The organism is Mesorhizobium sp. LNHC209A00, assembly GCF_000502915.1.
GTDB lineage: Bacteria > Pseudomonadota > Alphaproteobacteria > Rhizobiales > Rhizobiaceae > Mesorhizobium.
Genome location: NZ_AYWT01000003.1, coordinates 686,367 through 711,846, shown reverse-complemented (window position 1 = coordinate 711,846; position 25,480 = coordinate 686,367). Strand labels below are relative to the sequence as shown.

General features: G+C 62.9%; 23 protein-coding genes and 2 pseudogenes. 6 read left to right on the top strand and 19 right to left on the bottom strand.

The genetic code is table 11. From position 1 onward, the window contains the following. Positions 1-86 precede the first annotated feature (86 nt). The gene (locus tag X739_RS154975) at positions 87-527 is read right to left on the bottom strand and encodes an ion channel (protein ID WP_023773526.1); all 441 of its coding nucleotides are present in this window, start codon (positions 525-527) and stop codon (positions 87-89) included. 391 nt (positions 528-918) lie between these two features. Here X739_RS154975 and X739_RS154980 point away from each other — a divergent pair, with 391 nt between their 5' ends. Together X739_RS154980 and X739_RS154985 are read left to right on the top strand one after the other, a co-directional pair. After that, the gene (locus X739_RS154980; protein ID WP_023781553.1) at positions 919-1,191 is read left to right on the top strand and encodes a hypothetical protein; all 273 of its coding nucleotides are present in this window, start codon (positions 919-921) and stop codon (positions 1,189-1,191) included. 519 nt (positions 1,192-1,710) lie between these two features. Next, positions 1,711-3,765 carry an HWE histidine kinase domain-containing protein gene (locus tag X739_RS154985; protein ID WP_245273817.1) on the top strand — a complete coding sequence of 685 codons (2,055 nt, stop codon included), beginning with the start codon at positions 1,711-1,713 and terminating at the stop codon, positions 3,763-3,765. A gap of 158 nt (positions 3,766-3,923) precedes the next feature. Here X739_RS154985 and X739_RS154990 read toward each other — a convergent pair whose 3' ends face one another. Continuing rightward, positions 3,924-4,130, bottom strand: coding sequence for a hypothetical protein (locus X739_RS154990; protein WP_023794313.1), 207 nt, complete (start codon positions 4,128-4,130; stop codon positions 3,924-3,926). Positions 4,131-4,646: 516 nt separating this feature from the next. Between X739_RS154990 and X739_RS1000000167850 the strand changes: the two are divergent. Beyond that, a pseudogene (locus tag X739_RS1000000167850) lies at positions 4,647-4,991 on the top strand (tyrosine-type recombinase/integrase); the annotation flags it as partial. 78 nt (positions 4,992-5,069) lie between these two features. On the opposite strand, the gene X739_RS154995 reads toward X739_RS1000000167850, so the two are convergent. From X739_RS154995 to X739_RS155030, 8 genes are all read right to left on the bottom strand, one after another. After that, positions 5,070-6,146, bottom strand: a complete 1,077-nt coding sequence (locus tag X739_RS154995; protein ID WP_023773521.1) for an ABC transporter ATP-binding protein — start codon at positions 6,144-6,146, stop codon at positions 5,070-5,072. After that, positions 6,143-6,943 carry an ABC transporter permease gene (locus tag X739_RS155000; RefSeq protein WP_023773520.1) on the bottom strand — a complete coding sequence of 267 codons (801 nt, stop codon included), beginning with the start codon at positions 6,941-6,943 and terminating at the stop codon, positions 6,143-6,145. Before X739_RS155000 ends, X739_RS154995 begins: the two co-directional genes overlap by 4 nt. A gap of 2 nt (positions 6,944-6,945) precedes the next feature. Continuing rightward, positions 6,946-7,806, bottom strand: coding sequence for an ABC transporter permease (locus tag X739_RS155005; RefSeq protein ID WP_023773519.1), 861 nt, complete (start codon positions 7,804-7,806; stop codon positions 6,946-6,948). Between the two features lie 59 nt (positions 7,807-7,865). Then, a complete protein-coding gene (locus X739_RS155010; RefSeq protein ID WP_023773518.1) occupies positions 7,866-8,870 on the bottom strand; it encodes an ABC transporter substrate-binding protein in 1,005 nt (334 codons plus the stop codon). Positions 8,871-8,936: 66 nt separating this feature from the next. Further along, the gene (locus X739_RS155015) at positions 8,937-10,406 is read right to left on the bottom strand and encodes an aldehyde dehydrogenase (protein WP_023773517.1); all 1,470 of its coding nucleotides are present in this window, start codon (positions 10,404-10,406) and stop codon (positions 8,937-8,939) included. A 4-nt stretch (positions 10,407-10,410) separates the two neighbouring features. Continuing rightward, positions 10,411-11,454 carry an LLM class flavin-dependent oxidoreductase gene (locus X739_RS155020; protein ID WP_023773516.1) on the bottom strand — a complete coding sequence of 348 codons (1,044 nt, stop codon included), beginning with the start codon at positions 11,452-11,454 and terminating at the stop codon, positions 10,411-10,413. Continuing rightward, entirely contained in the window at positions 11,451-13,250 is a 1,800-nt protein-coding gene (locus X739_RS1000000171145) for an alpha/beta fold hydrolase (RefSeq protein WP_023773515.1), read from the bottom strand. Before X739_RS1000000171145 ends, X739_RS155020 begins: the two co-directional genes overlap by 4 nt. Next, a complete protein-coding gene (locus X739_RS155030) occupies positions 13,243-13,830 on the bottom strand; it encodes an amino acid synthesis family protein (protein ID WP_023773514.1) in 588 nt (195 codons plus the stop codon). Before X739_RS155030 ends, X739_RS1000000171145 begins: the two co-directional genes overlap by 8 nt. A 137-nt stretch (positions 13,831-13,967) precedes the next feature. Between X739_RS155030 and X739_RS155035 the strand changes: the two genes are divergently transcribed. Continuing rightward, positions 13,968-14,639 carry a GntR family transcriptional regulator gene (locus X739_RS155035; protein ID WP_023773513.1) on the top strand — a complete coding sequence of 224 codons (672 nt, stop codon included), beginning with the start codon at positions 13,968-13,970 and terminating at the stop codon, positions 14,637-14,639. Between the two features lie 222 nt (positions 14,640-14,861). Here the strand turns inward: X739_RS155035 and X739_RS1000000170380 are convergent. From X739_RS1000000170380 to X739_RS155075, 9 genes and pseudogenes are all read right to left on the bottom strand, one after another. Continuing rightward, positions 14,862-14,978: pseudogene (locus X739_RS1000000170380) on the bottom strand (IS110 family transposase); the annotation flags it as partial. Positions 14,979-15,065: 87 nt separating this feature from the next. Further along, complete coding sequence (gene atzF / locus X739_RS155040; RefSeq protein ID WP_023773512.1) at positions 15,066-16,904, bottom strand: allophanate hydrolase; 1,839 nt, start codon at positions 16,902-16,904, stop codon at positions 15,066-15,068. Then, complete coding sequence (locus tag X739_RS155045; RefSeq protein ID WP_023773511.1) at positions 16,901-17,251, bottom strand: cupin domain-containing protein; 351 nt, start codon at positions 17,249-17,251, stop codon at positions 16,901-16,903. The genes atzF and X739_RS155045 overlap by 4 nt, the downstream gene beginning before the upstream one ends. Next, complete coding sequence (locus X739_RS155050) at positions 17,238-17,912, bottom strand: cysteine hydrolase (protein WP_023794306.1); 675 nt, start codon at positions 17,910-17,912, stop codon at positions 17,238-17,240. Before X739_RS155050 ends, X739_RS155045 begins: the two co-directional genes overlap by 14 nt. Next, a complete protein-coding gene (locus tag X739_RS155055) occupies positions 17,912-19,441 on the bottom strand; it encodes an ABC transporter ATP-binding protein (RefSeq protein ID WP_023794304.1) in 1,530 nt (509 codons plus the stop codon). Before X739_RS155055 ends, X739_RS155050 begins: the two co-directional genes overlap by 1 nt. Before the next feature lie 12 nt (positions 19,442-19,453). Further along, positions 19,454-20,155, bottom strand: coding sequence for an isochorismatase family cysteine hydrolase (locus X739_RS155060; protein WP_023794301.1), 702 nt, complete (start codon positions 20,153-20,155; stop codon positions 19,454-19,456). Between the two features lie 78 nt (positions 20,156-20,233). Then, complete coding sequence (locus tag X739_RS155065; protein ID WP_023794299.1) at positions 20,234-21,160, bottom strand: ABC transporter permease; 927 nt, start codon at positions 21,158-21,160, stop codon at positions 20,234-20,236. Next, positions 21,160-22,248 carry an ABC transporter permease gene (locus X739_RS155070; RefSeq protein WP_245273828.1) on the bottom strand — a complete coding sequence of 363 codons (1,089 nt, stop codon included), beginning with the start codon at positions 22,246-22,248 and terminating at the stop codon, positions 21,160-21,162. Before X739_RS155070 ends, X739_RS155065 begins: the two co-directional genes overlap by 1 nt. 56 nt (positions 22,249-22,304) lie before the next feature. Beyond that, entirely contained in the window at positions 22,305-23,432 is a 1,128-nt protein-coding gene (locus X739_RS155075) for a BMP family ABC transporter substrate-binding protein (RefSeq protein WP_023781537.1), read from the bottom strand. A 341-nt stretch (positions 23,433-23,773) separates the two neighbouring features. On the opposite strand from X739_RS155075, the gene X739_RS155080 reads away from it, so the two are divergent. After that, the gene (locus X739_RS155080; protein ID WP_084056221.1) at positions 23,774-24,418 is read left to right on the top strand and encodes a GntR family transcriptional regulator; all 645 of its coding nucleotides are present in this window, start codon (positions 23,774-23,776) and stop codon (positions 24,416-24,418) included. A gap of 14 nt (positions 24,419-24,432) precedes the next feature. Further along, the gene (locus tag X739_RS01000000165995; protein WP_198026132.1) at positions 24,433-25,341 is read left to right on the top strand and encodes a short-chain dehydrogenase; all 909 of its coding nucleotides are present in this window, start codon (positions 24,433-24,435) and stop codon (positions 25,339-25,341) included. Positions 25,342-25,480: the final 139 nt, after the last annotated feature.

The following is a 25,480-nucleotide window of genomic DNA, read 5'->3' as shown; positions in this document are numbered from 1 at the left end:
AGGATTGGCAACATGCCTTCTGCGAACGCCTGGGAATTCGCTTCCGTGGACCTCACGTCCAAGACGGACCAATGATCTGGCTGGCTCTACCTCCTCTTCCAAAAATTCTCCATGGAGAGGTAGGTGAACGAGGCGGTCCAGCTCAACAGCACCAGGCCGGTGAGCGCCTCCGACGAAGCAATCAGTCGGAGCGGACCCTCGGCTCTGATGTCGCCCACTCCCAGCGTGGTGTAATTGGTGACGGAGAAATACAGGAAGTCGATCCAGCCGCCGGAAATTTCTCCGACGATTTCGCCTAAGAGCCCGTAGCTATGGAGGCCCCAGAAGACGAAACCGTAAAACGTAATCTCCACGGTATGCGCGGCAAGTGCTCCGAAGATTACGATCAACAGTCGTCCTCGGCTCGGGAACCCGCCGACCTCGGCTGAACGGGCAGAGCTTGCGACCATTTTGAAGGCCTCATAGTGGACTAGAACACACGCGATCGCCAGAATGAGCGATACGAGACTGACTGCGATGACGTTCATGACGATGCACCGTTCAAGGAAGCTTCGTGTTGATCGCGCGATTCAGTGCCTGTGTGAAGGTCTGTTTTTCTGGAACGCTTTAGGAACGAGTCTACGCGAGCGACTTAGCTCGGGCAGACCGGGATCGAAGTGCACGATCCACTAGAGGATGTCCGATACAGGCTGTCGACCTCTTCATCGACTTCCTCACGTTTGATCCCGAGCGCTTTAGCGTCCGAAAATACCTCGTGTGAGTTCGTGGATCGAAACGACGTCAGCTCCGACGTTTCCGGGACGTTGTTGAAAGTTCCGACCGCGGAGGAAGTTATCCCCCGCGTACTTCATGTCGCGATAAGCTCAAGCCCAGGTTTCGCCACTTGACGCTCGCGCCGGCCGCACCAGAGTCCAATGCATGGCTAGCGGCCTCAACATCGGGGATGAGGTGGCGATCGACGCCACCATAATTCGACGCGTCACCGACGACAGGATCAGCGTGTCGATACCGACCTACGGATTTCCGCATTCCGTTCGGGATAGCACCACGAAGGTCGTCAAAGGCCAGACCATGGAACTGATCGGCAGCGTCACACGGGTCGAGAAGGACGCCGTGACCGTCAGCCTGGGTGGCCCGGTGGTGACGGTCGCGCTTGATGTTGTGCGGCGAGTGACGCCCAGGGCGCGTTAGTCAGCCAAGGACCATCCCGGCGAATACCACAGTGAGGAGCAGTGATACCGGCACGGCTAGCAGACAGCACAGCTCGATGGTTTTTGTATCTTGCCGCTTGTCCATCTCACCGCCTCCACTCGCATTGTTCGCTGTCATTTTGACGCTAACGGGGTGGCCGATGGAAGCGGTTCCGCGCGGGATGCGGTTAGAGATGCTGTCGAGTGGTGTATATTAGCAACACCTTGACCGACCCCGGGAAGGCGTGACGCAAGAGTAGCCCGCGGCAGGTAACCGGCGGCGATAGCACGATATGGCGTGCGCCACCGCGTACTGAGTTTACGCCACACCGGCCGCGAACGGGACGGCTGTGGCTGGAACCACGCAGCGCTACGCCGTGCCACACCACGTGATGCTTGCACCAGTTGCGCGGTTCCGGGACGGCCAGCCCAACGGCACTACATTCACTTGAACTAATGCTTGCTGTTCCTGGTCCGCTGATTATGGTTGAGTGTTCCTGCGCCGGCACTGGATACGGACTTGCCTCGTCGATCAGTTCGATCGCACCTGCTTGCTTTGACTGCCGCCTCGGTTGTCCCGGTGTGGCTCTTTGCCGGCTATCTGCTAGGCCAATATGCACTGCATGAACGATATCGTTTTGAGCAGGACGCCGTGCAAACGGCTCGGCAAGTGTCGCTCGTCGTAGAGGGCGAGCTGGCAAATCTCCACACCATCCTCGACGGCCTTTCCAAATCCGCCGCGCTCGCCAACGGCGATCTGCAAGCCTTCCACCGCGAGGCGCTCGATCTTGTCCATGGGACGAACCGGATGATCGTCCTGCGCGATCTTGGCCGCAATCAGTTGATGAACACCGAAATCGGCTACGGTGCCGCCTTGCCGCCGGTCACCGCGATAAAAGCTGTCGACGTCGAGACACTCAACCGTTCCGGTGTTTTCGTCAGCGGTGTCTTCACCGGCAAGGACTCAGGCGAATACCGCGTGGCTGTTGCCATTCGGGTGCCCGCCCCGAAGGGGGAAGACCTGCTTCTTTCGCTTTCTGTACCGACTGCCCGGATCCGCGATGTTTTGATGCCGGCCGTCCCGGAAGGATGGACTGTGGGCGTGGGAGATCGCGACGGAAATTACGTAGCCCGATCCAAGTTGCACGAAGAATGGACGGGAAAGCGCGGATTGCCCGAATACGTGGAAAAGATAGTCGGGCGCTCGGGCTCATTCACGTCCCGGAACTTCGAAGGAGAGACGTTGCTGGCAGGCTATTACAGGTCTCCGCGATCTGATTGGTTCTACACCGCGAACGTGCCGCTTTCAGCAGTGCAGGCGCCGCTTTGGCGCTCGCTTGCCGCGATTTGCGGGATAGGTCTCCTGTCGCTTCTTGTTTCCGTTGCCCTGGGATATTTCGTCGGCAAGAGATTTACGCAGGCCACCTCTGAACTGGCGAGACGGGCCGAAGCGCTGGGTCATGGCCGCAGCGTCGAACCCCTGTCGACTTCGGTTAGGGAGTTCGCTGCCATCGCCCAGGCAATGGTGGATGCAGAGCGGGCGATCGCCCAACGGCGCTACGAGTTGGAGGCGGTGTTGGAGACAGCGCCGGCGGCAGTCTGGTTTACCTATGATCCGAAGGCTCTTCAGGTTATCCGCAACCGCTTCGCGGCCGAACTTATGGGCCTGCCGACGGACGCGCACAAATCGTTCGGCAGGCCCGAACTCGTCATCGACACCGTCGCCGTCCAGGACGGGCACATAGTAAGCCGCGAAGACCGCCCTCTTAGCCGCGCCATGCGCGGGCAGCTGACGGATCATGAAGAGTTCGCCTACACGCTGCCGTCGGGTGTCGAGCGCTTCCTACTTTCCAGCGCACGCCCAATTCGCAATCCAGGCGGCGGCATTATCGGCGCCGTGCAAATCAGTCTCGACATCACGGAACGCAAACGCGGCGAGGAGCAGCTCAAATTGCTGACCAATGAGCTGAACCACCGCGTGAAGAATATCCTTGCCGTGGTTCAGTCCATTGCCTCCCAAACACTGCGCAACGCCACAAGCCTGCCTGAAGCAGGACGCACGCTCTCCAGCCGTCTCGTCTCGCTGGCCAAGGCCAACGACCTGCTTATCCAGCAGAACTGGAGTGGCGCCGACGTCAAGGATCTGATTGCCACATCGGTCAGCTCACACGCACCGATCGACCGCTTCAAGATTAGCGGCGAGTCGGTCTGGCTACCACCGAACGTCGCTCTTTCGGCCGCCATGGCTTTTCATGAGCTTACGACGAACGCGCTAAAATATGGAGCACTGTCGAACGAAACCGGCACGGTGTCCATTCGGTGCAAGCTTGCCGGTCAAAAACAGCATCGCTGGCTCGATCTGGAATGGCGCGAACGGGGAGGTCCGCCTGTTGAACCGGTCGAGCGAAAGGGCTTCGGCACGCAGCTCCTCGAGCGCGTGTTTTCGTCCGGCACCTCAGGACGCGTCACTCTGAAGTTCTACAAATCGGGACTGGTCTGCACCATGCGAGTGAATTCTGCGTCTCCGCTCAATCCCGCGATGGACAACGACGATACTCCCGGACGCGAAATGTAGAGATCTTCCCGGCGAAGCTTTCCCTGCGGCGCAGGTGCAGAACTTGACGCACACAACCCTGGGATGCGCTTTTGAGGCACCGTTTCTGCTGCGAATTCCTTGCGACACGCCGACCCTCAAGCCAAGGGATCACTTCAGCTCTGACGACCAAGGAAAATTCACATACTCGTTGCGGCTGTCGTAACAGGTATTTCCGTACATCTCAGGTAGTCGTTACGGCGTGCCGGATCGGCATAAACCGAAGCTGGATCCAGCAAGTCGGCATCGTACTGCTCAAGGTTGGCGCTTGTCAGTGCAATAGGCAGGATATCCATTGCCTGCGGGATGCTTTTGCCGTCGAGCCAATCGGCCGCAAACTGCCCCATGGCATACCCGAAGACCGGCGACGATAAGGCGATGCTCGCCTGGTATTGAGAGCATTGACCTCGTCGCGTGTCTTGCGAAGTTCTCTTGTGGATTGCGCCCTCTGGCCAAGCCAGAAGTTTGTGACCACGATAGCCATCAGCGCCGTAAACCCTATCAGCAGGGAGGCGGACGTTAGTCGGACAAGGTTACGGCTGGGAACTGACATCAGCGCATTCCTGCCCGATTTCGCCTCTGTGCGCCATCGTGTAGTAACGGCCAACGAGCCCTCGGCGAGAAAGCGATACCCTCCCGGGCGATCTACCCGATCGCATTGGAGGCCGTGCAGCGCCTGGATGCACTATGGAGCGCGAGATCGACGGATTGAGCGCTGAAGCGCGTGCTTGCGCCCGGCCAGGAGCGTAGCGCTCCACTGCTGGGAGGACCTTCACGCCCTGGCGGATCGCCCACCTTGCCCAGCTCTCACGCAACCGCGATCTCGCCAAGGCCATCAACTACATGCTGCGCCGATGGCCGGCGGCAAGTGGCTTTTCGTACCGATCACACCCATGCTTGCCGAAATCCTTGAGGCTACGGACAAGCGCGGCGAAACCGTCCTGGTAACCGCCTGTGGCCAGCCCCTCTCCTCCAAATCCCTGACTGGGACCATGGCGCACTGGTGCAAGCTTGCAGGGCTTACAAATGGGCTGACGGTGCACGGGTTGAGGAAGTCACTCGGCGTCTATCTCGCCGCGGCAGAGGCCTCGACCAGACAGCTCATGGATGTGCTGGGCCATGACGACATCGATCGCGCGGAACTCTATTCACGCGAGGCATCGCGGGTTCGTCTGGCGGTTCAGGGTATGGATCGCGTCGTGCGGCTCGTGACCCGCAAGCCGATGCTTGGAAGCGCTCCTTCGGATCTCAATAGGACATCGAAATGTTTTGAATCATCCGCGCCATCAGGCCGGGAACAGGAATGCGGTAGCGGGATCGAAAAAGATACGTTGACCCGGCGCGATGGCGCTGATCGCGCCCTCTGCATCGGAGGTCGGCCTAACATCGATTTCATGCCCGCTGGCGATGCGGGCCACGACGCGCCGGCGGTCGCCGAAGAAGGCGGTATCGACGATCTCTACGGCAAGTGCCACGCTCGCCGGCCCAGGGGTGAGGCGGAAGGCCTCCGGGCGCACCATCAGCCGGACCTTCTGGCCATGGCCGAAGAGCGTTGTCGTCTTGACGCCGGTGACGATCGAGCCGTCGGCGAGGCGGATCGTTGACGCACCTCCCGTGCTTTCCAAATGCTCTGCCGGCAGGAAATTCGAGTTGCCGATGAAGCCGGCGACGAACTCGCTCGCCGGCCGGAGGTAAAGATCCTCGCCGGTGCCGATCTGTTCGATACGGCCTTCCCTGAACAGGGCGATGCGATCCGAAAGATGCAGCGCCTCTTCCTGGTCGTGCGTGACATAGAGGATGGTGACGCCGGTCTCGCGATGGATGCGGCGGATCTCGGCCTGGATCTCCTGGCGCAGTTTCTTGTCGAGCGCCGACAGCGGTTCGTCCATCAACAGGATCGGCGGGTCGTAGGCGAGCGCGCGGGCAAGCGCCACGCGTTGCTGCTGGCCTCCAGACAGCGCGCCCGGATGGCGGTCGGCGAAGTTTTCGAGGCGCACCAGCGCCAGCATGTCGGCGACCTTGCGCCTGATCTCGCCGTCGGGCCGGCGGCGCACGCGCAGCGGAAAGGAGACATTCTCGGCGACGCTCAGATGCGGAAACAGCGTGTAGCGCTGGAAGACCATGCCGATGTTGCGCTTGTGCGACGGCACCGAAAGCAGCGACCTGTCCTCCAGCAGCACATCGCCCGAGCTCGGATCCTGGAAACCGGCGATGGCGTAGAGCGTGGTCGACTTGCCGGAGCCCGACGGGCCGAGGAACGTCAGGAACTCCCCCTTGGGTACATCGATGGTGACGTCATGGACGGCGACGAAGGCGCCGAACGTCTTTCTCACCGCGCGTATCGACAGGAAGGGTCGGGTCATCTGGACAATTTTCTGCGAAGGAGTGCGGTCACGATCATCAGGCAGAGAGTCAGGCCGACGAGCAGGCTGGAGGCGGCGGCGACGACCGGGCTGAGGTCGGCGCGCAGGCTGCCCCAGATCTTCACCGGCAAGGTCTGCAAGGTCGGGCTTGCCATGAAGATCGCCACCACGACCTCGTCCCATGAGGCCAGGAAAGAGAAGATCGCAGCCGAGAAGATGCCGATCCTAATCGACGGCAAGGTGATCCTCAGCCGCGCCTGCAACGGGCTGGCGCCGCAGACGATGGCCGCGTCCTCGATGGATTTGTCAAAACCCTCAAGCGCCGTGGTGATCGGGATGAGTGCGAAAGGCAGCGCCAGGACGGTGTGGGCGATGACGAAGCCGACCGTGGTGCCGGCAAGGCCGATGCGCAGGAAGAAGGCGTAGATGGCGATGGCGAAAACGACGACTGGCAGCACCATCGGCGTTAACAGCAATCCGCGCAGGACCTGTCGTCCGCGAAACTCACCCCTGACCAGGCTGAAGGAGGCGAACAGGCCGATGATGACGGCGAGGATGGCGGCCATGGCGGCAATCCGGGCGCTCGTCAGCGCGGCATCGATCCAGGTCGGGTCGGCCAGCAATTGCTGGTACCATTTCAGCGTCCAGCCGGGTGGCGGGAAGGCCAGCCAGCGCGATGAGCCGAATGACAGGAGCACGATGAAGACCACCGGCAGCAACAGGAAAGCCGCGACTGCCGCGGTGAAGCCGACAAGCGCCACGCGCAGCCATCCGAGCCGGTCATAGTCGAGCAGCATACTCAGATCCCTCCGCCGGCGCGCTTGGCCCCGACCAGGCGAAGCTGGATCGCGTAGAGCGCCATGGTGACGACAAGCAGGACGAAGGCGGCCGCACTTCCGAGACCCCAGTTGAGCAGCGACTGCACCGTCTGGGCGATCATTTCGGCCAGCATCATGTTCGATGTGCCGCCGAGCAAGGCCGGCGTGACGAAATAGCCGAGCGACATGACGAAGACCATCAGGCCGCCAGCGGCGACGCCGGGAAGCGACAGCGGCAAGAGGATGCGGCGGAAGGCCTCGAACGGGCTTGCGCCGCAAAGGGCCGCGGCGCGCAGCGTCATCGGGTCTATCGCCCTCAGTGTGCCAACCAGTGGCAGGATCATGAAGGGCAGCATGATGTAGACCATGCCGATGGTGACGCCGGCCAGATTGTTGATGAGCGGCAGCGGCTCATGGATGATGCCCAAACCCATCAGTGCCCTGTTGATGACGCCGGTGCGCTGCAACAGCACCATCCACGCATAGGTGCGGGTGAGAAGGTTCGTCCACATCGACAGGATGATGATGCCGAAGACGATCGAGCCCTTGGCCGGCGGCATGATCGCCAGCATCCAGGCAACGGGGAAAGCCACCAGGATGGTGACGGCGGTGACGACCGATGCGACCAGGAAGGTATTGAGGAACACTCGCACATAGGTGCCGCTGCCGAACAGCTCCGCGTAGTTCTGTAAGCCCGGTTCGGGATCGGTGACGCTGCGCAGCAGCAGGGCAACCACCGGCACGATGAAGAACAGGCCAACCAGAAGCAGGGCCGGCAAGGCGCTGCCGCTGCCAGCTGGCAGGCCGGCAACCGAGCTACGTCCGAAAGAACTTCCCTGCATCGAGCGGCCCTGTCTCGAAACGGGGCGCGCAAGCCGCGCCCCGTCGGTCTGCAACGGTGTTACTTGGTCTGCCAGGCATACCAGCGCGTGGCGATCTCGTCGCGATGCTCGGCCCAGTAGTTCATGTCGAGGTTGATCTGGCCATCGATATGGGCATCGGGCAGGGCCTTGACCGCGTCGGCGGGCATCTCCGCCTTGGCCTTGGTGTTGATGGGCGCATACCCGCTGGCCTCGGCGAATTTCGCCTGGCCGGCCGGGCTGGTGGCGGCGGCGAGGAACTTCATCGCGCTGTCCTTGTTCTTGGCGCCCTTCGGCACGACGAGCACGTCGGCGGCGGTGAGGTTCTGCTTCCAGGCGACGCCGACATCGGTGCCATCCTGCTGGAGGGCGAAGACACGCCCGTTCCACAACTGACCGAACGAAACCTCGCCGGAAGCAATCAGCTGCTGTGATTCAGCGCCGCCGCTCCACCAGACAATATCGGATTTGATGGTGTCGAGTTTCTTGAAGGCACGGTCGAGATCAAGCGGATAAAGCTTGTCCGCCGGCACGCCGTCGGCCAGCAAAGCGATTTCGATGACGCCCGGCGCCGACCATTTGTAGAAGGTCCGCTTGCCGGGAAACTTCTTGGTGTCGAACATGTCCGCCCAGCCGGTCGGTTCGCCCGTGACTGTGCTCTTGTTCCAGGCGAGCACGAAGGAATAATAGAAGCTGCCAACGGCATGCTCATTGCTGAAGCGCGGGTCGAGATCGGCCTTGGGCACGACCGCATAGTCGATCGGCTCCAAAAGCCCATCCTTGGCAGCCTTGATGGCGAAATCCATCTCCACGTCGACGACATCCCAGGTGACATTGCCGGCGTCGACCATGGCCTTGAGCTTGCCGTAGTCGGTCGGCCCATCTTGCAACACCTTGATGGCGGAGCTGGCTTCGAAGGGTGCCGCCCAGGATTTGGTCTGCGCTTCCTGCGTGGTGCCGCCCCAGCTGGTGAACGCCATTTCATCGGCCTTGGCGACGGTTGTCGTGAGCAGCCCGGCCAGCAGGCCGGTCAGGATCAGTTTCATGTCATTCTCCTCTGGTTGGTTTGTTCTGTTTTTTGTTCTTCACAGTGCTCCGTCGCCGTACGGTTCTCAGCGCATGACGAAGGGATCGGGGATCGGCTCGTCCGAGGTGTTGATCCAGACGGATTTCGAGCGTGTGTAATCTCTGATGGCCTCGAGCCCGCCTTCGCGGCCGAGGCCTGACTGGCCGTAGCCGCCGAATGGAACGAGCGGCGATACGGCGCGATAGGTGTTAACCCAGACGACGCCGGCATGAATGTCGCGCGCCATGCGGTGGGCCTTGCCGAGATTGCTGGTGAACACGCCGGAAGCCAGGCCGAAGGGCGTGTCGTTGGCGAGTGCTAGCGCCTGCGCCTCGGTGTCGAAGGCAAGCACGCTGAGCACCGGCCCGAACAATTCCTCGCGCACACAGGGCAGGTCGCTGCCGCCGGCATCGATGATGGTCGGTGCGTAATAGAAGCCGTTGCCGGCTGGCCGTGTTCCACCAGTGATGAGCGTGCCGTCACTGGCGAGGCTTTCCGCGACAACCTTCTCGATCCAGTCGCGTTGGCGCAGCGTGGCGAGCGGACCCATTTCGGTCGTCGGATCCTGCGGATCGCCGATGCGGATGGCTTCGGCCTTGCGCTTGAGGCGGGCGAGGAATTCATCCTTCACCGAACGTTCAACCAGCAGCCGCGAGCCAGCGACGCAGCTCTGTCCGGTCGCGGCGAAAATGCCGGCGACAACCGCATTGGCCGCGCTGTCGAGATCGGCGTCGGCAAAGACGACAACCGGGCTTTTGCCGCCGAGTTCGAGCGTGGTGTAGGCGAGGTTCTCTGCTGTGTTCCTGACGATGGCGCGCGCCGTCGACGGACCGCCGGTGAAGGCGACGCGCGAAACCAGCGGATGGCTGGTCAGGCGCCGGCCGCAATCATGGCCAAAGCCGGTGAGGATGTTGACGACGCCTGGGGGGAAGCCGGCCTCCTGGACAAGTTCGGCAAAGGCGAGCAGCGGCGCCGGGCCGTCCTCGGAGGCCTTGAGCACGATGGTGCAGCCGGCGGCAAGCGCCGGACCGAGCTTGACGGCCGAAAGGAAGAGCTGCGAGTTCCACGGCACCACCGCGGCGACGACGCCGATCGGCTCGCGGCGGATGGTGACGTCGAGATCCGACTTGTCAACAGGGACATGTGTGCCTTCGTGCTTGTCGGCGAGCCCGGCATAGTAGCGATAGTAGTCGCCGACATAGGCAATCTGGGCGCGGGTCTCGCGGATGATCTTGCCGGTGTCGCGCGTCTCGAGTTCGGCCAAGCGTCCGGCGTTGGCGGCGACGAGGTCACCGAGCTTGACCAGCAGTTTTCCACGCGCTGTCGCCGTCATCGTCCGCCACGGGCCCGAGCGCAGCGCGCGGTGCGCCGCTTCGATGGCGCGGTCGACATCCGCTTCGCTCGCCGCCGGCATCCTGGCCCAGGCCGCGCCAGTCGACGGGTCAACGCTGTCGAAAGTGGCGAACGGCTCGTCGAAGCGGCCATCGATGAAGTTCCTGAAAACAGCGTCGGTCATGGGCTCACGATCGGAGGAAGGCCGGCATCACCCGGTCGATGAACAGTTGCAGTGATTGCATTTTGCGCTGGTGCGAAAGGCCGCTGTCGATCCAGATCGAGTACTGGTCGTAGCCGAGCGCCTCATAGGTCTTCAGCCTGGCGATGACCTCATCGGCTTCGCCGATGACCAGGTTCCGCCTGATCTTGTCCGGCGCATACTGCGGCATGGCCGCGATCTCGTCCGCCGTCAGCGGCTCCAACATGCCTTGGTGCACCGGCTTCTTGTTCTGGAACCAGGCGCCGAACTGGCAGTAAAAGGTTGACAGGTCCTGGGTGAGACGATCGGCGTCGGCCGCGTCCACGGCGACGAAAGTGTGCATCAAAAGCATGATTTCTGGTCGTTCGATCTCGGGATGCGCGGCGCAGGCGGCGTTGAAGCGCTGCATCAGGCTCGTCACCTCGTCATCGCCGGAAGCCAGCGGCGTCACTTGGACCTTGCATCCGTTGGCGACTGCGAAATCGTGCGAGTTCGGGTCGCGAGCCGCCACCCAGATCGGCGGGTAGGGTTTCTGCAGTGGCTTGGGCGAGGAGGTGGTGGCGGGGAATTGCCAGAACTCACCGGAGAGTTCGAAGTCGCCGTCCCAGAGGCGGCGGATCGCCGGTATGATCTCGCGCATGCGCTGGCCGGCGCCCCATGCGTCAAGGCCGGGAAAGATGCGCTGATATTCATAGCTGTAGGCGCCGCGCGCGATGCCGATGTCGAGCCGTCCGCCGCTGATGACGTCGGCCATCGCCGCTTCGCCGGCAAGCTTGATCGGGTGCCAGAAGGGCGCGATCACGGTTCCGGTGCCGAGGCGGATGCGGCTGGTTTTGGCGGCGAGATAGGCAATGTTGATGAAAGGGTTCGGCGAGATGGTGAATTCCATGCCGTGATGCTCGCCGATCCAGGCGGTCTCGAAGCCAGCCTGTTCGGCCAGCAGGACCAACTCCTCGAGCTCGGTCACAAGCTCGGAATGCGGCTTGGTCAGGTCCGAGCGTTCCATGTGCGCGAAGAGCGAGAATTTCATCCGTGGTCACCTGTATTGACGGTGGAAGCGCTGGGTCTGGCGAGCGGCCGGACCTCGCCTTCGACATTGTTGCCGACATAGACACCGAATGCATCCACCGAGCATTCCCTGACATAGCGCGAGAGCATCGAGCGGATCGCCGGATCGGCGATCTTCAACCGTTCGATCGCGTCGATCTCGATCAGCCGGATGCCGCGATCGCTGGAAGCGGGCACGTCGAACGTGCCGCGATAGTAGACATGCGTGCGCGAAACAGGTCCGGCGTCGTCCCAGACCGCGAACAGGAAGCCGAGCTGGGCCTCGATGGCCTTCGCCGCAAGCAGCCCTCGGAGGCTTTTGTCATCGCCAGCCGAGCCCAATCCTCGGCCGCGCGGCAGTTCGAAACCATCCGCCGTCTCCAGGAACAGGATCCTGCCACCATTTTCGAGGATGGCACCGACATCGGTGCCGGGCTGGGTGGCGGCCAGCGCGTCCTGGCTGAGGCCGGGGGCGACATAGGCGCCGCGGCAATAACCGAGCGGCTGCGCGGAATTGTGCTCGAAATCGCGGACTCGGCCGATGAGGATCGAATGATCGCCTGCCTCGACCAGCCGTTCCATGTCGCAGTCGAAGGATGCGACCGAGCCGTCGAGCACCGGGCTGCCGGTCCGGCCCGGCTGCCAGCCGACGGAGGCGAATTTGTCCGCCGCCTTCGAGGCGAAGATGCCGGAGGCGGCCTTCTGATCCTCGTTGAGCACGTTGATGGCAAAGCTCTTGGCGGTGGCGAAGACGGGATGGCCAAGCGCCTTGTGGGCGATGCAGACCAGCACCAGCGGCGGATCGAGCGAGACGGAAGTGAAGGAGTTCGCGGTGAAGCCGCGCGGCTCGCCTTCCGGGCCGATCGTGGTCACGATGGTGACGCCGGTCAAGAAGGAACCCAGTGCCCGGCGGAACTCGCCGTTGTCGAAAGCGGCGCCCATTTCCGCGGCACTTCTTTGCTCGATCGCTTCGTCCTCTCCGAGGAAATCGACGATATGCCGCGCTGTCAGATCGGGTGCCGCGACCGCCATCATGTGCTTCTCGTCCGGCAGCACCGTGCAGCGGCCAAGCGGCGCCAGGCGCGCCATCGCCGCCGACATTGCCGGCGAAGAATTCCTGTCCTCGGAACCGGTCATGAACAGGGCCGGTACGGCAAGCGTCGGCAGGCGATCAGCGTGGTCGCCGTCGGCACGAGCGAACAGGCGGTAGGTGCGGGCATAGCCTTCCGGGTCGACCGCGCCCAGTGCGGATGCCGTCTTCTGCGCTGCAGCCTTCAGCTCAGCTGGCACCGGATCTCCGAACCAGCGGGCAATGGTCAGTGCCGTGCCGGCCGCGTCACTATGGCCGGTGAGCGCCACCGCGCGCTGACGAACGGCTTCGGCCAGTTCAGGTGGCCGCCGGAACACGGCATTCAGCGAGACGATGCGGCGGACGCGCTCCGGTGCGTTGAGCGCGAGTTCCTGGGCAACCAGCGCACCCATCGAGTGGCCGACGACGGACACCCGATCGAGGCCGAGATGATCGAGCAGGCGAATGGCCTGATCCGCGTAGTCGGCGAGTTCCGGGTTCGGCGGCGGCAGCGGGGACCGGCCATGGCCGAGCATGTCGATGGCGATGACGTCGAAGCTCTCGGCCATGCGGTCGATCTGCGGCTGCCAGATCGCTGCGTTCATGCCGACGCCGTGGATTAACAGCACCGGTGCGCCCGCGCCGGCACGGATGAAGCCAGTGCCGTCGGGCGCCGTGCCCTGTCGAGCCCACGCGGAAGCGTCAGCCATGCACGTCCCCGAGTTCCTTGAGGTCCTGGTAGCGGTCACCTATGCGATGATGCGGGCGGCCGCCGATCGAAGCACCAAGCGCCACCACCAGCTCGTCCGGCGCTGGCGCATCGCCAATCTGGAAATGCACGGTCAGGTAGTGCGAGCGCCGTCCTTCGTCATTCTTATCCATCAGCGGGATCATGATCGGCGTGTTCGGCCCGCCGCGCAGATTGGTGAAGGCAAGATAGGTCTTGGCGCCGACGGCGCGCCGGTAATGATTGCCGAAATGCAGTGTATGGATCAGCGCCGAGGCATGCTCGATCTCGCCTGACGTGCCGCAAACGGCCGCCTTGCCATAGCCCTCGATCGCCTCGCCGGAACCGGCGATGGCAATGATCTCACTGGTCAGGATCTCTCCCAGCATCGGCGCGCACGCGCGGATTTCGGGCGACAGATCGTCGGTGAAGCCGCGACCGGCCCAGGGATTGGCCAGCACCGCGGCGACGCCGATCAGGCGTAGTGGCCGGGGCGCGGCCTTGCCGCCTTCGATCAACGTGTTCTCGGTATAGGTCACGATCTTGCGAATGGCAGGCTGCATTGCAATCCTCGGGTCCGTGATGCCATGGGGGATCCATCGATCCCTGTACCATCTTATGGTATACCATGCTATGGAGCGCCAAGTACCTTGTCAACCGGGCATGGAATCTGTTTTCATGGCGGCGCAGGAGGCAACACATGCCAGACGACACGCTCCGCATCGACCGCAGCGCCAAGACGTTGAGGACGTTGGCGCTGGAGCGCATGCGCGAAGCGATTATGGATTTCCATTTCCAGCCCGGCGAAAGGCTGGTCGAGCGGCCGCTATGCGACCAGCTTGGCGTCAGCCGTTCCGTCGTGCGCGAGGTTCTGCGTCAGCTCGAGGCGGAGGGGCTCGTGCAGATGATCCCAGGGCATGGGCCGGCGGTGGCGAGGCCGGATCTTGGCCGCACCGACGAGATTTACGAGCTCAGGGCGCTGCTTGAAGGCATCGCGGCGCGCGCCTGCGCCCTGTCGGCGACCAGCGAGCAGCTGGCTACGCTCGAACGCGCGCTGGCGGATCTGTTCGATGCGTGGGCATCGGGGACACCGCCAGCAGTGATGCGGGCAACGACGAAATTCTACGAAGCGCTATTCGAGGCTGCCGACAAGCGCGTCGCTTGGGAAATCGTCAGCGGCCTGAATGTCCGCATCAATCAGCTCCGTTCGATGACCATTCTTTCGGAGAACCGCCGCGAGCCAGCCATCACCGAAATGACTGAGATCATGGATGCGATAAGGGCGCGCAAACCCCAGGAGGCGGAAGCGGCGGCACGGCGCCATGTCGAATCGGCTTGGCAGATCGCTCGAGATAAACTTAGCCTGGTCTAGAACCGCGTGAGTCCAGCTACCCTCCCAAGCGCTTTGCTGAAATGTCTGCTTGCAGGCAACCGAAAAACGGAACTCCACGACTGAAATAGGCGCTTTTCAGACAGGCAGCCTTGGGGCCTCACTCGCCGCATCCACCCCGTGGATTTGAAACACTGACTTCGCAATATCCAGACCAATCGTCGTAACGTTGCCCATCATAGATCTCCTCCAGCTTCTGGCCCNCACGCGCCCACGCGTCAGCTTCCTGCGAACGACAACCTCACTCGCCGCATCCACCCCGTGGATTTGAAACACTGAGTTCGCAATATCCAGACCAATCGTCGTAACGTTGCCCATCATAGATCTCCTCCAGCTTCTGGCCCAACGATCATACCGCAGGGCGGGAGGAGAGCCGTCCACCGCATCAGAAGCGGACAGGCCGCTCCCCTACTCTGTAGCGAGGATTTCAGAGGTTAAAAATGCCGGCTTGGAACTTGCCGCACCAACAAAGCGGCGCCAACCGCCATATGCAGAGATATCTTTAGCCGCCGACAGCCCCGCGGTCTCTGCCAGAAAACCCTTTGCCGTTGTGCCGTCGGCGAGCTCGATGGTGCCAATGCCGAGCGGCGGCGGGGTGGCGGCAACGAAACGGCCGAAGGCGTCGGCAGAAAGACGCCAGACCTCGACTTCGATGGCCGCGCCGCCGCTACCGACCCGCAGCAACCCCGGCTTAGGCGGGATTTGGTCAGCAAGTTCATACAGCCTGTAGACAGGCGACGTCATCGTGGCTCTTGAGAAAGATGCACCGGCCAATTTGAGCTGGCCATTGAGCGGCATCCCCGATAGGTGCGCACCGACTACCACCAGTTCGATCGTGCCATCTTCAGTCGGTCCAGCTTTGGGCTGGGCATTCGGTTGCTGCCAGCCGGTCGCGCCGAGGGTGAGACCACTTGCGACATGAAGATCGCGCGCCAGCGCAGCCGTCAGCGCGTCCTTCCCGGCCGCCGAGAGCAAGGTGACGCTCATCGGTAAGCTATCGCCGCGCGTGCCGGTCGGCACGGCAATGCCGCACATGTCGAGCAGATTGACGAAGTTGGTGTAGGTGCCGAGCCGGCTGTTGGTGACGATTGGATCGGCCAGCACGGCATCGACGCTGTAGTGCGTCGGCGCCGTCGGCACGCAGAACAGATCGACGGAGGCGATGACCGGGGCGAGCCTGGCCTTCAAGGCCTGCAAGGCATAGAGGCCGTTGAAGGCGTCTGACGCCGAAAGCCGGCGCGCGCCGGCGATGATCTGCCGCGTCACCGGATGCATCGCCGCTTCGTCGGTGTCCATGAAGCCGCGGATCGCCGCGTAGCGCTCCGCCACCCAGGCGCCTTCATAGAGCAGGTTGGCGGTGGCGTAGAAATCGCCGAAGGGGATTTCGACCAGCTTGCAGCCGAGCTCTTTCAACATAGAGAGTGCAGCGGCGAAACCGGCTTGCATGGCATCGTCGCCAAAGAATTCGAGGTCGCTCTCAGCGGGAACGCCGACGGTCAGCACAGGCGGACGGGCGGCGGGCGGCGGCGCGGCAATGGTGCGCGAGTAGGCATCGGCCTCGTCCTTCGCGGCAGCCACCTTGAACACCGCGTAGGCGTCGTCGACGGTCAGCGCGAAGACCGAGATGCAATCCAGTGTGCGGCAGGCCGGCACCACGCCGGCGGCCGACAGTGCGCCGACCGTCGGCTTCAGGCCGATGATGCTGTTGAGGCCGGCCGGTATGCGCCCGGAGCCGGCCGTGTCGGTGCCGAGCGCGAAGGAGACAATGCCGCGCGCCGTGGCCACCGCCGAACCGGACGATGAGCCGCCAGGCACCAGTTTCGGGTCGATGGCGTTCTTCGGAATAGGATAGGGCGAGCGCACGCCGACGAGACCCGTTGCGAACTGGTCGAGATTGGTCTTGCCAATCACCAATGCTCCGGCCGCCTTCAGCCGGGCAACCACCGTGGCGTCCTTTTGCGGCGTATAGGCATATTCGGCGCAGGCCGCCGTGGTCGGCATGCCGGCAACGTCGATATTGTCCTTGACCGCGAAAGGTATGCCCCACAGCGGCTTCGCCGCGGGATCAAAGGGTCCAAGAGCCTCTGCTTGCGCAAGCAACTCGGCCTTGTCGGCAAGGTGGATGAAGATGCCGGGGTCAGCGGCTGCGGCAATGCGCTCGAATACCGTCTCGACCATGGCCGACGCCGGCAGACTCGCTGCATAGGCGGCGTGGAGATTGCCGAAATCAAAGCGAATGTCGCTCATTTTTCTTCCCCCAGAATGATCACCGGCAGATCCCATTGGATCAGCACGACGCAGCCTTTTTCCGTCCAGACAGAATGCTCGGTACCGACCGGGTTCAGTATGACGCTGCCGGCGGCATACTCGCCATTCTCGTCGCTCTGTATGCCCTCGATGACGACGATAGTCTCCAGCCCGACATGGCGGTGGCGCGGCACCCCGGCGCCGGGCTGGTAGTTCAGGATTGCGACGGAGGGCTCGACCGGCCCCCCTCTCAGCAGCCAGTGCACCGTGATGCCGTCGCGAAAATGCTCGAACGCCAGCTGGCGCCAGCCCCCGTCGAGGAGGCCGGCAAAACTAAGATTGGGCATTGGCAATTCCCTCGAGCACCTGGTCGGTTGTCGCCGTCCAGCCGACAATGGCGCCTTGCGCCCGGATCATCGCAAGCGCCGCCATCTTGAATTCGGCGAAGTAGCTCTCGGTCGCATCCTCGGCCAGCAGGCATTCATAGCCCCTGTCGTTGGCTTCACGCATGGTCGTCTGCACGCAGACCTCGGTGGTGACGCCGGCGAAGACCAACTGTTCCACGCCGAGCCGCTTGAGATCCTCGCCAAAGCTGGTCGCATGGAAAGCGCCCTTGCCGGGCTTCTCGATGACGATCTCGCCGGGAAGCGGGGCCAGTTCATCAAGGATCGCGGTACCCGGCTCGCCGGAGATAAGCACCCGCCCCATCGGGCCTATGTCGCCGATACGGATCGACGGATTGCCGCGATTGCGCTTGGCCGGTGGCAGGTCCGAGAGATCGGACCTGTGGCACTCCATCGTGTGGATCACCGGCAGGCGGGCGGCGCGGAACCCCTCGATCAGTTTCTTCACCGTCGGCACGATTGCCGTGATCCGGCTGACATCGTTGCCGAGGCTGGCACCGAAGCCGCCAGGTTCGGCGAAATCGCGCTGCATGTCGATGACCACGAGCGCCATGGTCCCAGGCTTGAAAGCGAAGGCGAAGGGAAGCGCGTCGATTTCCGCCATCAGTGATGTCCCGCCATATGCTCGCCGATCGTCTGGACACTGGCTTGCGCGATCGGGGTTTCGTAGACCAGCGCGCCGTCCGACATGACGAAGATGCGGTCGGAGAGTTCGAGCAGTTCGTCGAGGTCCTCCGACAGCAGCAACACCGCGGCGCCGGAATTGCGCGCGCGCATGATGCGGGCGCGGATTTCGGCCACGGCGGAAAAGTCGAGGCCGAAGCAAGGGTTGGAGACGATGAGCAGGTCGACCTCGCCGGTCAGTTCGCGGGCCAGCACCGCGCGTTGCACATTGCCGCCGGACAGCGACGAGATCGGTGAAGCCAGCGACGCCGTCTTGACCTTGAATTGCTCGACCAGATTTGCTGCGAAGCTCTTGATGCCGCTGGTGTTGATCCAGTTCACCAGCTTGCCGTTGCCGTCGATGTCGAAGCTGCGAAAGGCGATGTTCTCGGCCACCGTCATCTTCGGCGCGCAGGCGTTCTTCAACGGCTCCTCCGGAATGAGCCGCACGTTCAGCGTTCGCGCCTCGGTGCGGCTCGATGCATAGGGCGAGCCCTTGACCAGTACCGCGCCGCCGTCGCGTGCCCGCTGACCGGCGAGCACTTCGAGGAACTCCTTCTGACCATTGCCGGAGATGCCGGCGATGCCGACGATCTCGCCGGAACGGACGCCGAGATCGTCGATGCGGATCGACTTCAGTCCGGTGCGGTCCGGCGCCTTCAGCGACGTCACCTTGAGCACGATGTCCGCGTCCGGTTTTGTCATCGCGCGGCTGTCGAGCGCGGTGATCGGCTGATCGCCGATCATCATCGCCGCCATCGCCTTGTGGTCGAGATCGGCGACCCGGCCGGTGCCAGTCAGCTTGCCCTTGCGCAGCACGCTGACATCGTCGGCGAACGCTGTCACCTCGTGGAATTTGTGCGAGATCATCAGCACGGTCAGGTCGCCGGCCTTGGCCATGCCGCGCAGCAGGCCAAGCACTTCCTGTGCTTCGCCCGGCGTCAGCACCGAAGTCGGCTCGTCCAGCACTAGGAAACTGCGTCCGAGATAGAGCTGTTTGATGATTTCCAGCTTCTGCTTCTCGCCGGCGGCAAGCTCGGCCACTTTCACGTCGAGCGGCAGCTTGAACGGCATGCGCTGCATGAAATCGGCAAGGTCGGCACGCTCCTGCCGCCAGTCGATAATCCCTGGCACTTTCTCGCGCGAGATGACCAGGTTTTCCGCGCCGGTCAGCGAAGGCACCAGCGTGAAATGCTGGTAGACCATGCCGAGGCCGAGCGCCGATGCGTCGCGCGGGCTGGCGATGCTGACCTCACGCCCGTCGACAAGGATGTCGCCTGACGTCGGGTGATAAAAACCCATCATGCATTTGACCAGAGTCGACTTGCCGGCGCCATTCTCGCCGAGCAGCGCATGGAACGACCCCGCCGGCACCTTGATCGACACGGTGTCGAGTGCAGTGAAGCCGCCGAAGCGCATGGTCATGCCGACGGTCTCGACGCCGACCGCTTTCTTGTCGCTCTCACTCATGGCCGAGCTCCATCATGGCAGTTGCGCGACGAAGGCTTTCGAATTCGACACCGCGCCGAACACGCCGCCCTGCATCTTGATCATCTTGATCGCGGCCAGATGGTTGCCGTGGTCGGTGGCGCCGCAGCAATCCTCCAGCATGACGCATTCGAAGCCACGGTCATTGGCTTCGCGCATCGTCGTGTGCACGCAGACATCGGTGGTGATGCCGGTGAGCACGATGTTTTCGATGCCGCGCTGGTTGAGGATCAGTTCCAGGTCGGTGGCGCAGAACGAGCCCTTCCCCGGCTTGTCGATGATCGGCTCGCCTTCGATGGGATAAAGGTCGGGAATGATGTCCCAGCCGGGCTCGCCGCGCACCAGGATACGCCCGCACGGACCGGGGTCGCCGATGCCGGCATTGATGCGGCGCGAGCGCCAGCGTTTGTTGGCCGGCAGGTCGGCGAGATCGGGGCGGTGGCCTTCGCGCGTGTGGATGATGGCGTAGCCCTTGGCTCGCATCGCCAACAGCACCGACTTGATCGGCTCGATCGGTGCTCGCACCAGCGACAGGTCGTAGCCCATATGGTCGACATAGCCGCCAGGCCCGCAGAAATCCGTCTGCATATCGATGATGATCAGCGCCGTGTTGTCTGGGCGAAGGTCGCCATTGTACGGCCACGGATAGGGATCGGCGTCGATGTAGTGCTGGGTGAATTCGGCTCTGGCATTCATGCGGAAACTCCAGTCATTTGCTGCCAAGTCTCATTTGGTGCCAGCCTCATTTGGTGCCAGCCTCATTTGGTGCCAGCCTCATTTGGTGATCGACAGTTCGCCGGGCGCGCCGGCCAGCGAGCGGTCGGGCGAGGAGGTGGCGATCATGATGACAAGGGTGAGGATGTAGGGGGCGGCGTAGAACAGATAGTAGCCTTGCGTGACGCCGACCGACTGCAGGGCCGGCCCGAGCGCGCCGGCGCCGCCGAACAGCAATGCGGCGGCAAAGCAGCCGAGCGGGTTCCAGCGCGCGAAGATGACCAGCGCCACCGCCATCAGGCCTTGTCCGGACGAGATGCCCTCGGTCCAGCTGCCGGGATAGTAAAGGGAGAGGTAAGCGCCGCCGACGCCTGCGAACGCGCCGCCGACGCCGGTGGCGAGCAGCCGCACGGTGTTCGGGTTGAGACCCATGGCACGCGCCGCGTCGGAGCTGTCGCCGACCACCCGCACGATCAAACCGGCGCGCGTGTTCTTGAAGGCCCACCAAAGGAATACCGCCAACACCGCCCCGATCAGAAACAAAACATTGACGTCAAGTGCGGCCTGCACCTGCGGAATATCGGACCAGCCACCGAAGGGGATCGCCGGCAAATTGGGCGCTTTGGGCTGGATGAAAGGCTTGCCGAAGAAAAAGGCGAGGCCCGAGCCGAACAGCATCAGGGCGATGCCGATGGCGATGTCGTTGACCTTGGGAAATTTGCAGATCCAGCCGTGGAACAGGCCGAAGCAGGTACCGGCAACGGCCGCGGCAATCAAGCCGAGCCATGGCGATCCTGATATCACGGCGAACGCATAGGCGGTCATGGCGCCGAATACCAGCGTTCCCTCGAGGCCGAGGTTGATCCGACCCGAGCGCTCGGTGATGACTTCACCCAGCGAAACGAAGATGAAGGGCGTCGAAACGCGGATGGCGCCGCCGAGGATGGCGAGCGGCACGCCCCAGAGGCCGATGTCGGTCGGGTCCATCAGGCCACTCGCTTCCAGAGATCGGGATTGAAGGCCTTGAAGCGGCCGTACAAGGTCTCGCTGAACAGGATGACGATGAACAGCATGCCTTGCAGCACCAGCACTGTGGCGTCGGGCAGGTCCATGCGCCGCTGGATCAGGCCGCCGGAGGCATCGATGCCGCCGAGCAGGAAAGCGACCGGGATGATGGCGAGCGGATTGTGGCGGGCGAGGAAGGCCACGAGAATGCCGGTATAGCCGTAACCGGCGGCCAGCGAGGCGTTGGCGCTGCCCTGTACGGCCGCGACTTCAAGCATGCCGGCGAGCCCGGCGAAGCCGCCGGCAAGTGCCGTGAAGCCGACGATCAGCGGCCCGACGGCAAGTCCCTGCACCTGCGCTGCCTTGACGTTGCCGCCGGCTATACGGGCGGCGAACCCCCAACGAGTTTTCTCGATCAGCACCCAGGACAGCACGCAGGCGACGATGCCGATGACGAGGCCCCAATGCACCTCCATGCCCGAAATGTTGCCGATGCGGTAGGCCTCGGCCAGTGGCTTCGTCGACGGCTTGTTGAGTGAGGCCGGGTCGCGCAACGGTCCCTCGACCAGCTGGTTCATCAGCGCGATGGCGATATAGGCCATCAGCAGGCTGGAGATGGTCTCGTTGACGGCGCGGTAATGGCGGAGCGCGCCGACGGTACCGATCCAGATGCCGCCGGCGGCCATGCCCGCCACGCCCATGACGAGAATGACGATAAAGGACGGCGCGCCATTGAGCGCCGCGCCGGCTGCCGCGGCAGCTAGGCCACCGAGCACGATCGCCCCCTCGCCGCCGATGACGACGAGGCCGAGCCGCGCCGGCAGCGCCACGCAGAGCGCGGTGAGCAGCAAGGGGGCGGCGCGCGACAGCGAGTTCTGGATCGAAAACCAGGAGCCGAAGCCGCCGCGCCACATCATTTCATAGAGCTGCACCGGCGACTTGCCGACGGCCAGGATGAACAGGCTGAAGATCGCCATGCCAACGATGAGTGCCGCGACCGGAATGACGAAGGCCTCGGCGCGGCGGGCGACCCATTCGAGCGCCGCCGGATAATCCTTGACGCCGAACATCGGCACGTCCGCATTGCTGACCGTCTCTGCCATGGCCCCGTCTCCGTCCTCCCGGCTCAAGCGGTCGAGCCGACGACCCCGTCGACCAGATAATCCATGCTTTCGAGTTCGATGGCCGTCTCTGGGAAGGCCTGGCCTTCGGTGGCAACGACCGTGCCCTTGTTGCTCTTCAGCGGTCCCTTGATGACGGCGAAGCCACCCTTCATCATTTCGGCCAGCGTGGCATCGAACTGCTTGCGCGCCGGCTCGCCGACCGCGGGGCCGAGCGGGCTCATCTTGACGAAGCCGTCGGCGAGGCCACCGCGTGTGAAGTTGGGCAGCGGCTTGCCGGCGACGAGATCGTCGACGAACGTCTTGTAGACCTTGGCCCAGTTCCACTCGGCGCCGGTGAGGTATTTTTCCGGGGCCAGCGGGCTCTGGTTGGCGTGGTAGCCGCAGACAAAGGCGCCACGGCCAGCGGCCGTCTCGACCACTACTTTCGGGCTATCGACATGGCAGGTCACGACGTCGATACCCTGGTCGACCAGCGCATTGGTGGCCTCCGCCTCCTTCACCGCCAGCGACCATTCGCCGGTGAAGATGACCTGGCAGGTGATGGTGGGGTCGACCGAGCGGGCGCCGAGCAGGAAGGAGTTGATGTTGAGCAGCACCTGGGGGATCGGCTTGGCGGCGACGAAGCCGAGCTTCTTCGACTTGGTGGTGTGGCCGGCGACAACGCCGTTGAGATATTGGCCCATGCCGATATAGCCGAAATACGAACCGGCATTCATCGGGTGTTTGGCCTTGTCCCACATGCCGCCGCAGTGGCGGAACTGGACATCGGGGAATTTCGCGCACATGGCCAGCATGTGGGGGTCGAAATAGCCGAACGAGGTCGGGAAGATCAGCGAGGCACCGTCGAGATTGATCATCGATTCCATCGTCTTCTGGACGTCGACCGTCTCGGGGACGTTCTCTTCCTCAACGACTGTGATGCCCTCGATGCCCTTCAGCGCCGCCGCCCCTTCGGCATGCGCCTGGTTGTATCCGTAATCGTCCTTCGGTCCGACATAGATGAAGCCGACCGTGGCCGCGGCGGCAAAGGCCCGGCTCATCGGCAATGCGTTGGAGAGACCAAGGGCTGCCACACCCGTGGTGGTGGTCTTGAGCAAGTCGCGGCGCGTCAGCATGAATCTGTCGGTCATCTGAATGTTCCCTCTCATGAGGCCCCTAAGGGAGCCGATTTACACCTCGCTAAGAAAGTGTATGCAATCTCCATGCCAGCCTGAAAATTCCAGATTATGTAATAGATTCAGCGAAATGCAGTTTCGTGCGCTGCACAAAGACTTGGCAATTGCATACAGTTCTTGCCTAAATAGTAGTCTATTTGACATGCGGATTAAAATATAGGCATAAAGGAATAATCAGTGAGTCGAATTGACCTTGGGCCTACGGACCCTGCGGTTCGGCAAGGCAAAAGAACTGTGTGGGAGAGAGCGTGTCGGGAAAGCGCAGCTTGATCAGGTCGGGAACGACCGTCGATCAGATGGTGAGGGCGATCGGCGACCGCATAGTCACGGGCGTGCTGCGCCCCGGCGAGAAGCTGGACGAGGCATCGCTCGCCGCCCGCTTCGAGGTGTCACGCACGCCGGTGCGCGAGGCGCTAGGCCATCTCAGTGCGATGGGGTTGGTTGAAAGGCGGCCGAACCGCGGCGCCATCGTCGCCGTGGTCACGCAGGACCACCTGGCGTCGATGTTCGAAAGCATGGCCGAACTGGAAGGGATCTGCGCCCGCTTTTCCGCCGAGCGCATGACCGCCGGCGAACGGCGCGCGCTTGAGGCAGAGCATCAGGCGTCGGCGCGACTGGTGCGCTTGAGTGCCGAAGAAGACTACGAGCACTTCAACACCGAGTTCCATTCGCGGCTCTACCGCGGCGCCCACAGTACGCACATCCACGAACTCACGGTAACCACGCGCGGCCGGCTGGCGCCGTTCCGGCGCGCGCAGTTCAGGCTGGCCGGACGGCTGACGAAGTCCTGGCAAGAGCATGATGAGATTGTCACGGCGATTCTGCGCGGTGATGGCGCCGCGGCCGGTAAGGCTGCCAGGGATCATGTTTCAATCGTCAGCGAAGCCAGTTCGGTGTTCGCTGCGGCTGATTGCAAGCCGCTTGGGCGCAACGTAGCCTAAGAGTCTTCAATGGCATGAAACGTGCTGTTGCCGCGGCGCGGAAACGCGGCGTTGGAAGTTTGATGTCGCGCGCATGCCGCGCAAGACGCGCTTCTGAAAGACGCCGAGGAAGCGGCCGACTTAGTGCCCGGGCCGGCGTCCGGTCCGCGCTCGCCGAGCTGGTCAAACAAGGTCAGGCGGTCGATTTCCTGCTACTCAATGCCGGATTGGTCCCAACCACGAAGCGCGTGGTCACCGCGGCGGGCGTTGAGGCTTCTGAGGCCCCGCTGATCGGCCATCATCAACTGACTGTCGGGTTGCTTCGCGCCGACCTTCTTAGCCCCGACGCGCGGATTGTTATCACCAGTGCGGAGCCTGCCCGCGGCGGCGTACCCATGTTCAAGTACACCGACCTGCGAGACTTCGCGGCCAAGAGTTACCAGGGTAACCGAACCGCCGCTGTTGAAGCCCTGATCCGCAACGGCCCGAACCTGAAGTACGCGCCCAACAATGCGTATGCCGACGCGAAGCTCATCATCGCTTGGTGGGTGGCCGCGCTGGCACGCAGGCTACCCTCCGACATGGCCGTGTATGCTGTCTCGCCCGGCGCGTCGAACGACACCAAGGTGGCGCGAAACGCTGGCCCCTTATTGAAGTACCTGATGATTCCAATAGTGAACCTCATTCCCGGCATGAATCAGACGCCGGAGACCGCGGCCCGTCGATATCTCCAGGCGTCGGAGTTCGGAACCGACGTCTCGGGGCAATTCTTCGCCTCGGCTCAAGGGAAGTTCTCAGGCCCGATGAAGGTGCAGCGCCAGCCCTCTACGATCGCGCCAGCCAGGAAGCTACGTGGCAGGCCGTGGTCAAGGTCTCCGGCGTCGACTTGTCTAACCCAGCCCCTTTGCGCCCGCAGGACCCTAACAAAATTTTGTACTAAATAGTTCAGAATCCTCTTGGACTGTGGTCTCGGCGCCTAACTATCACACAAAAAAGTTCAAAATTAACCCAGACGCCCCTGACGTCGCCAGGAGAGTACGCATGGAACGATACCAAGAAATAGTGATTGTCGGCGGGCGCGCG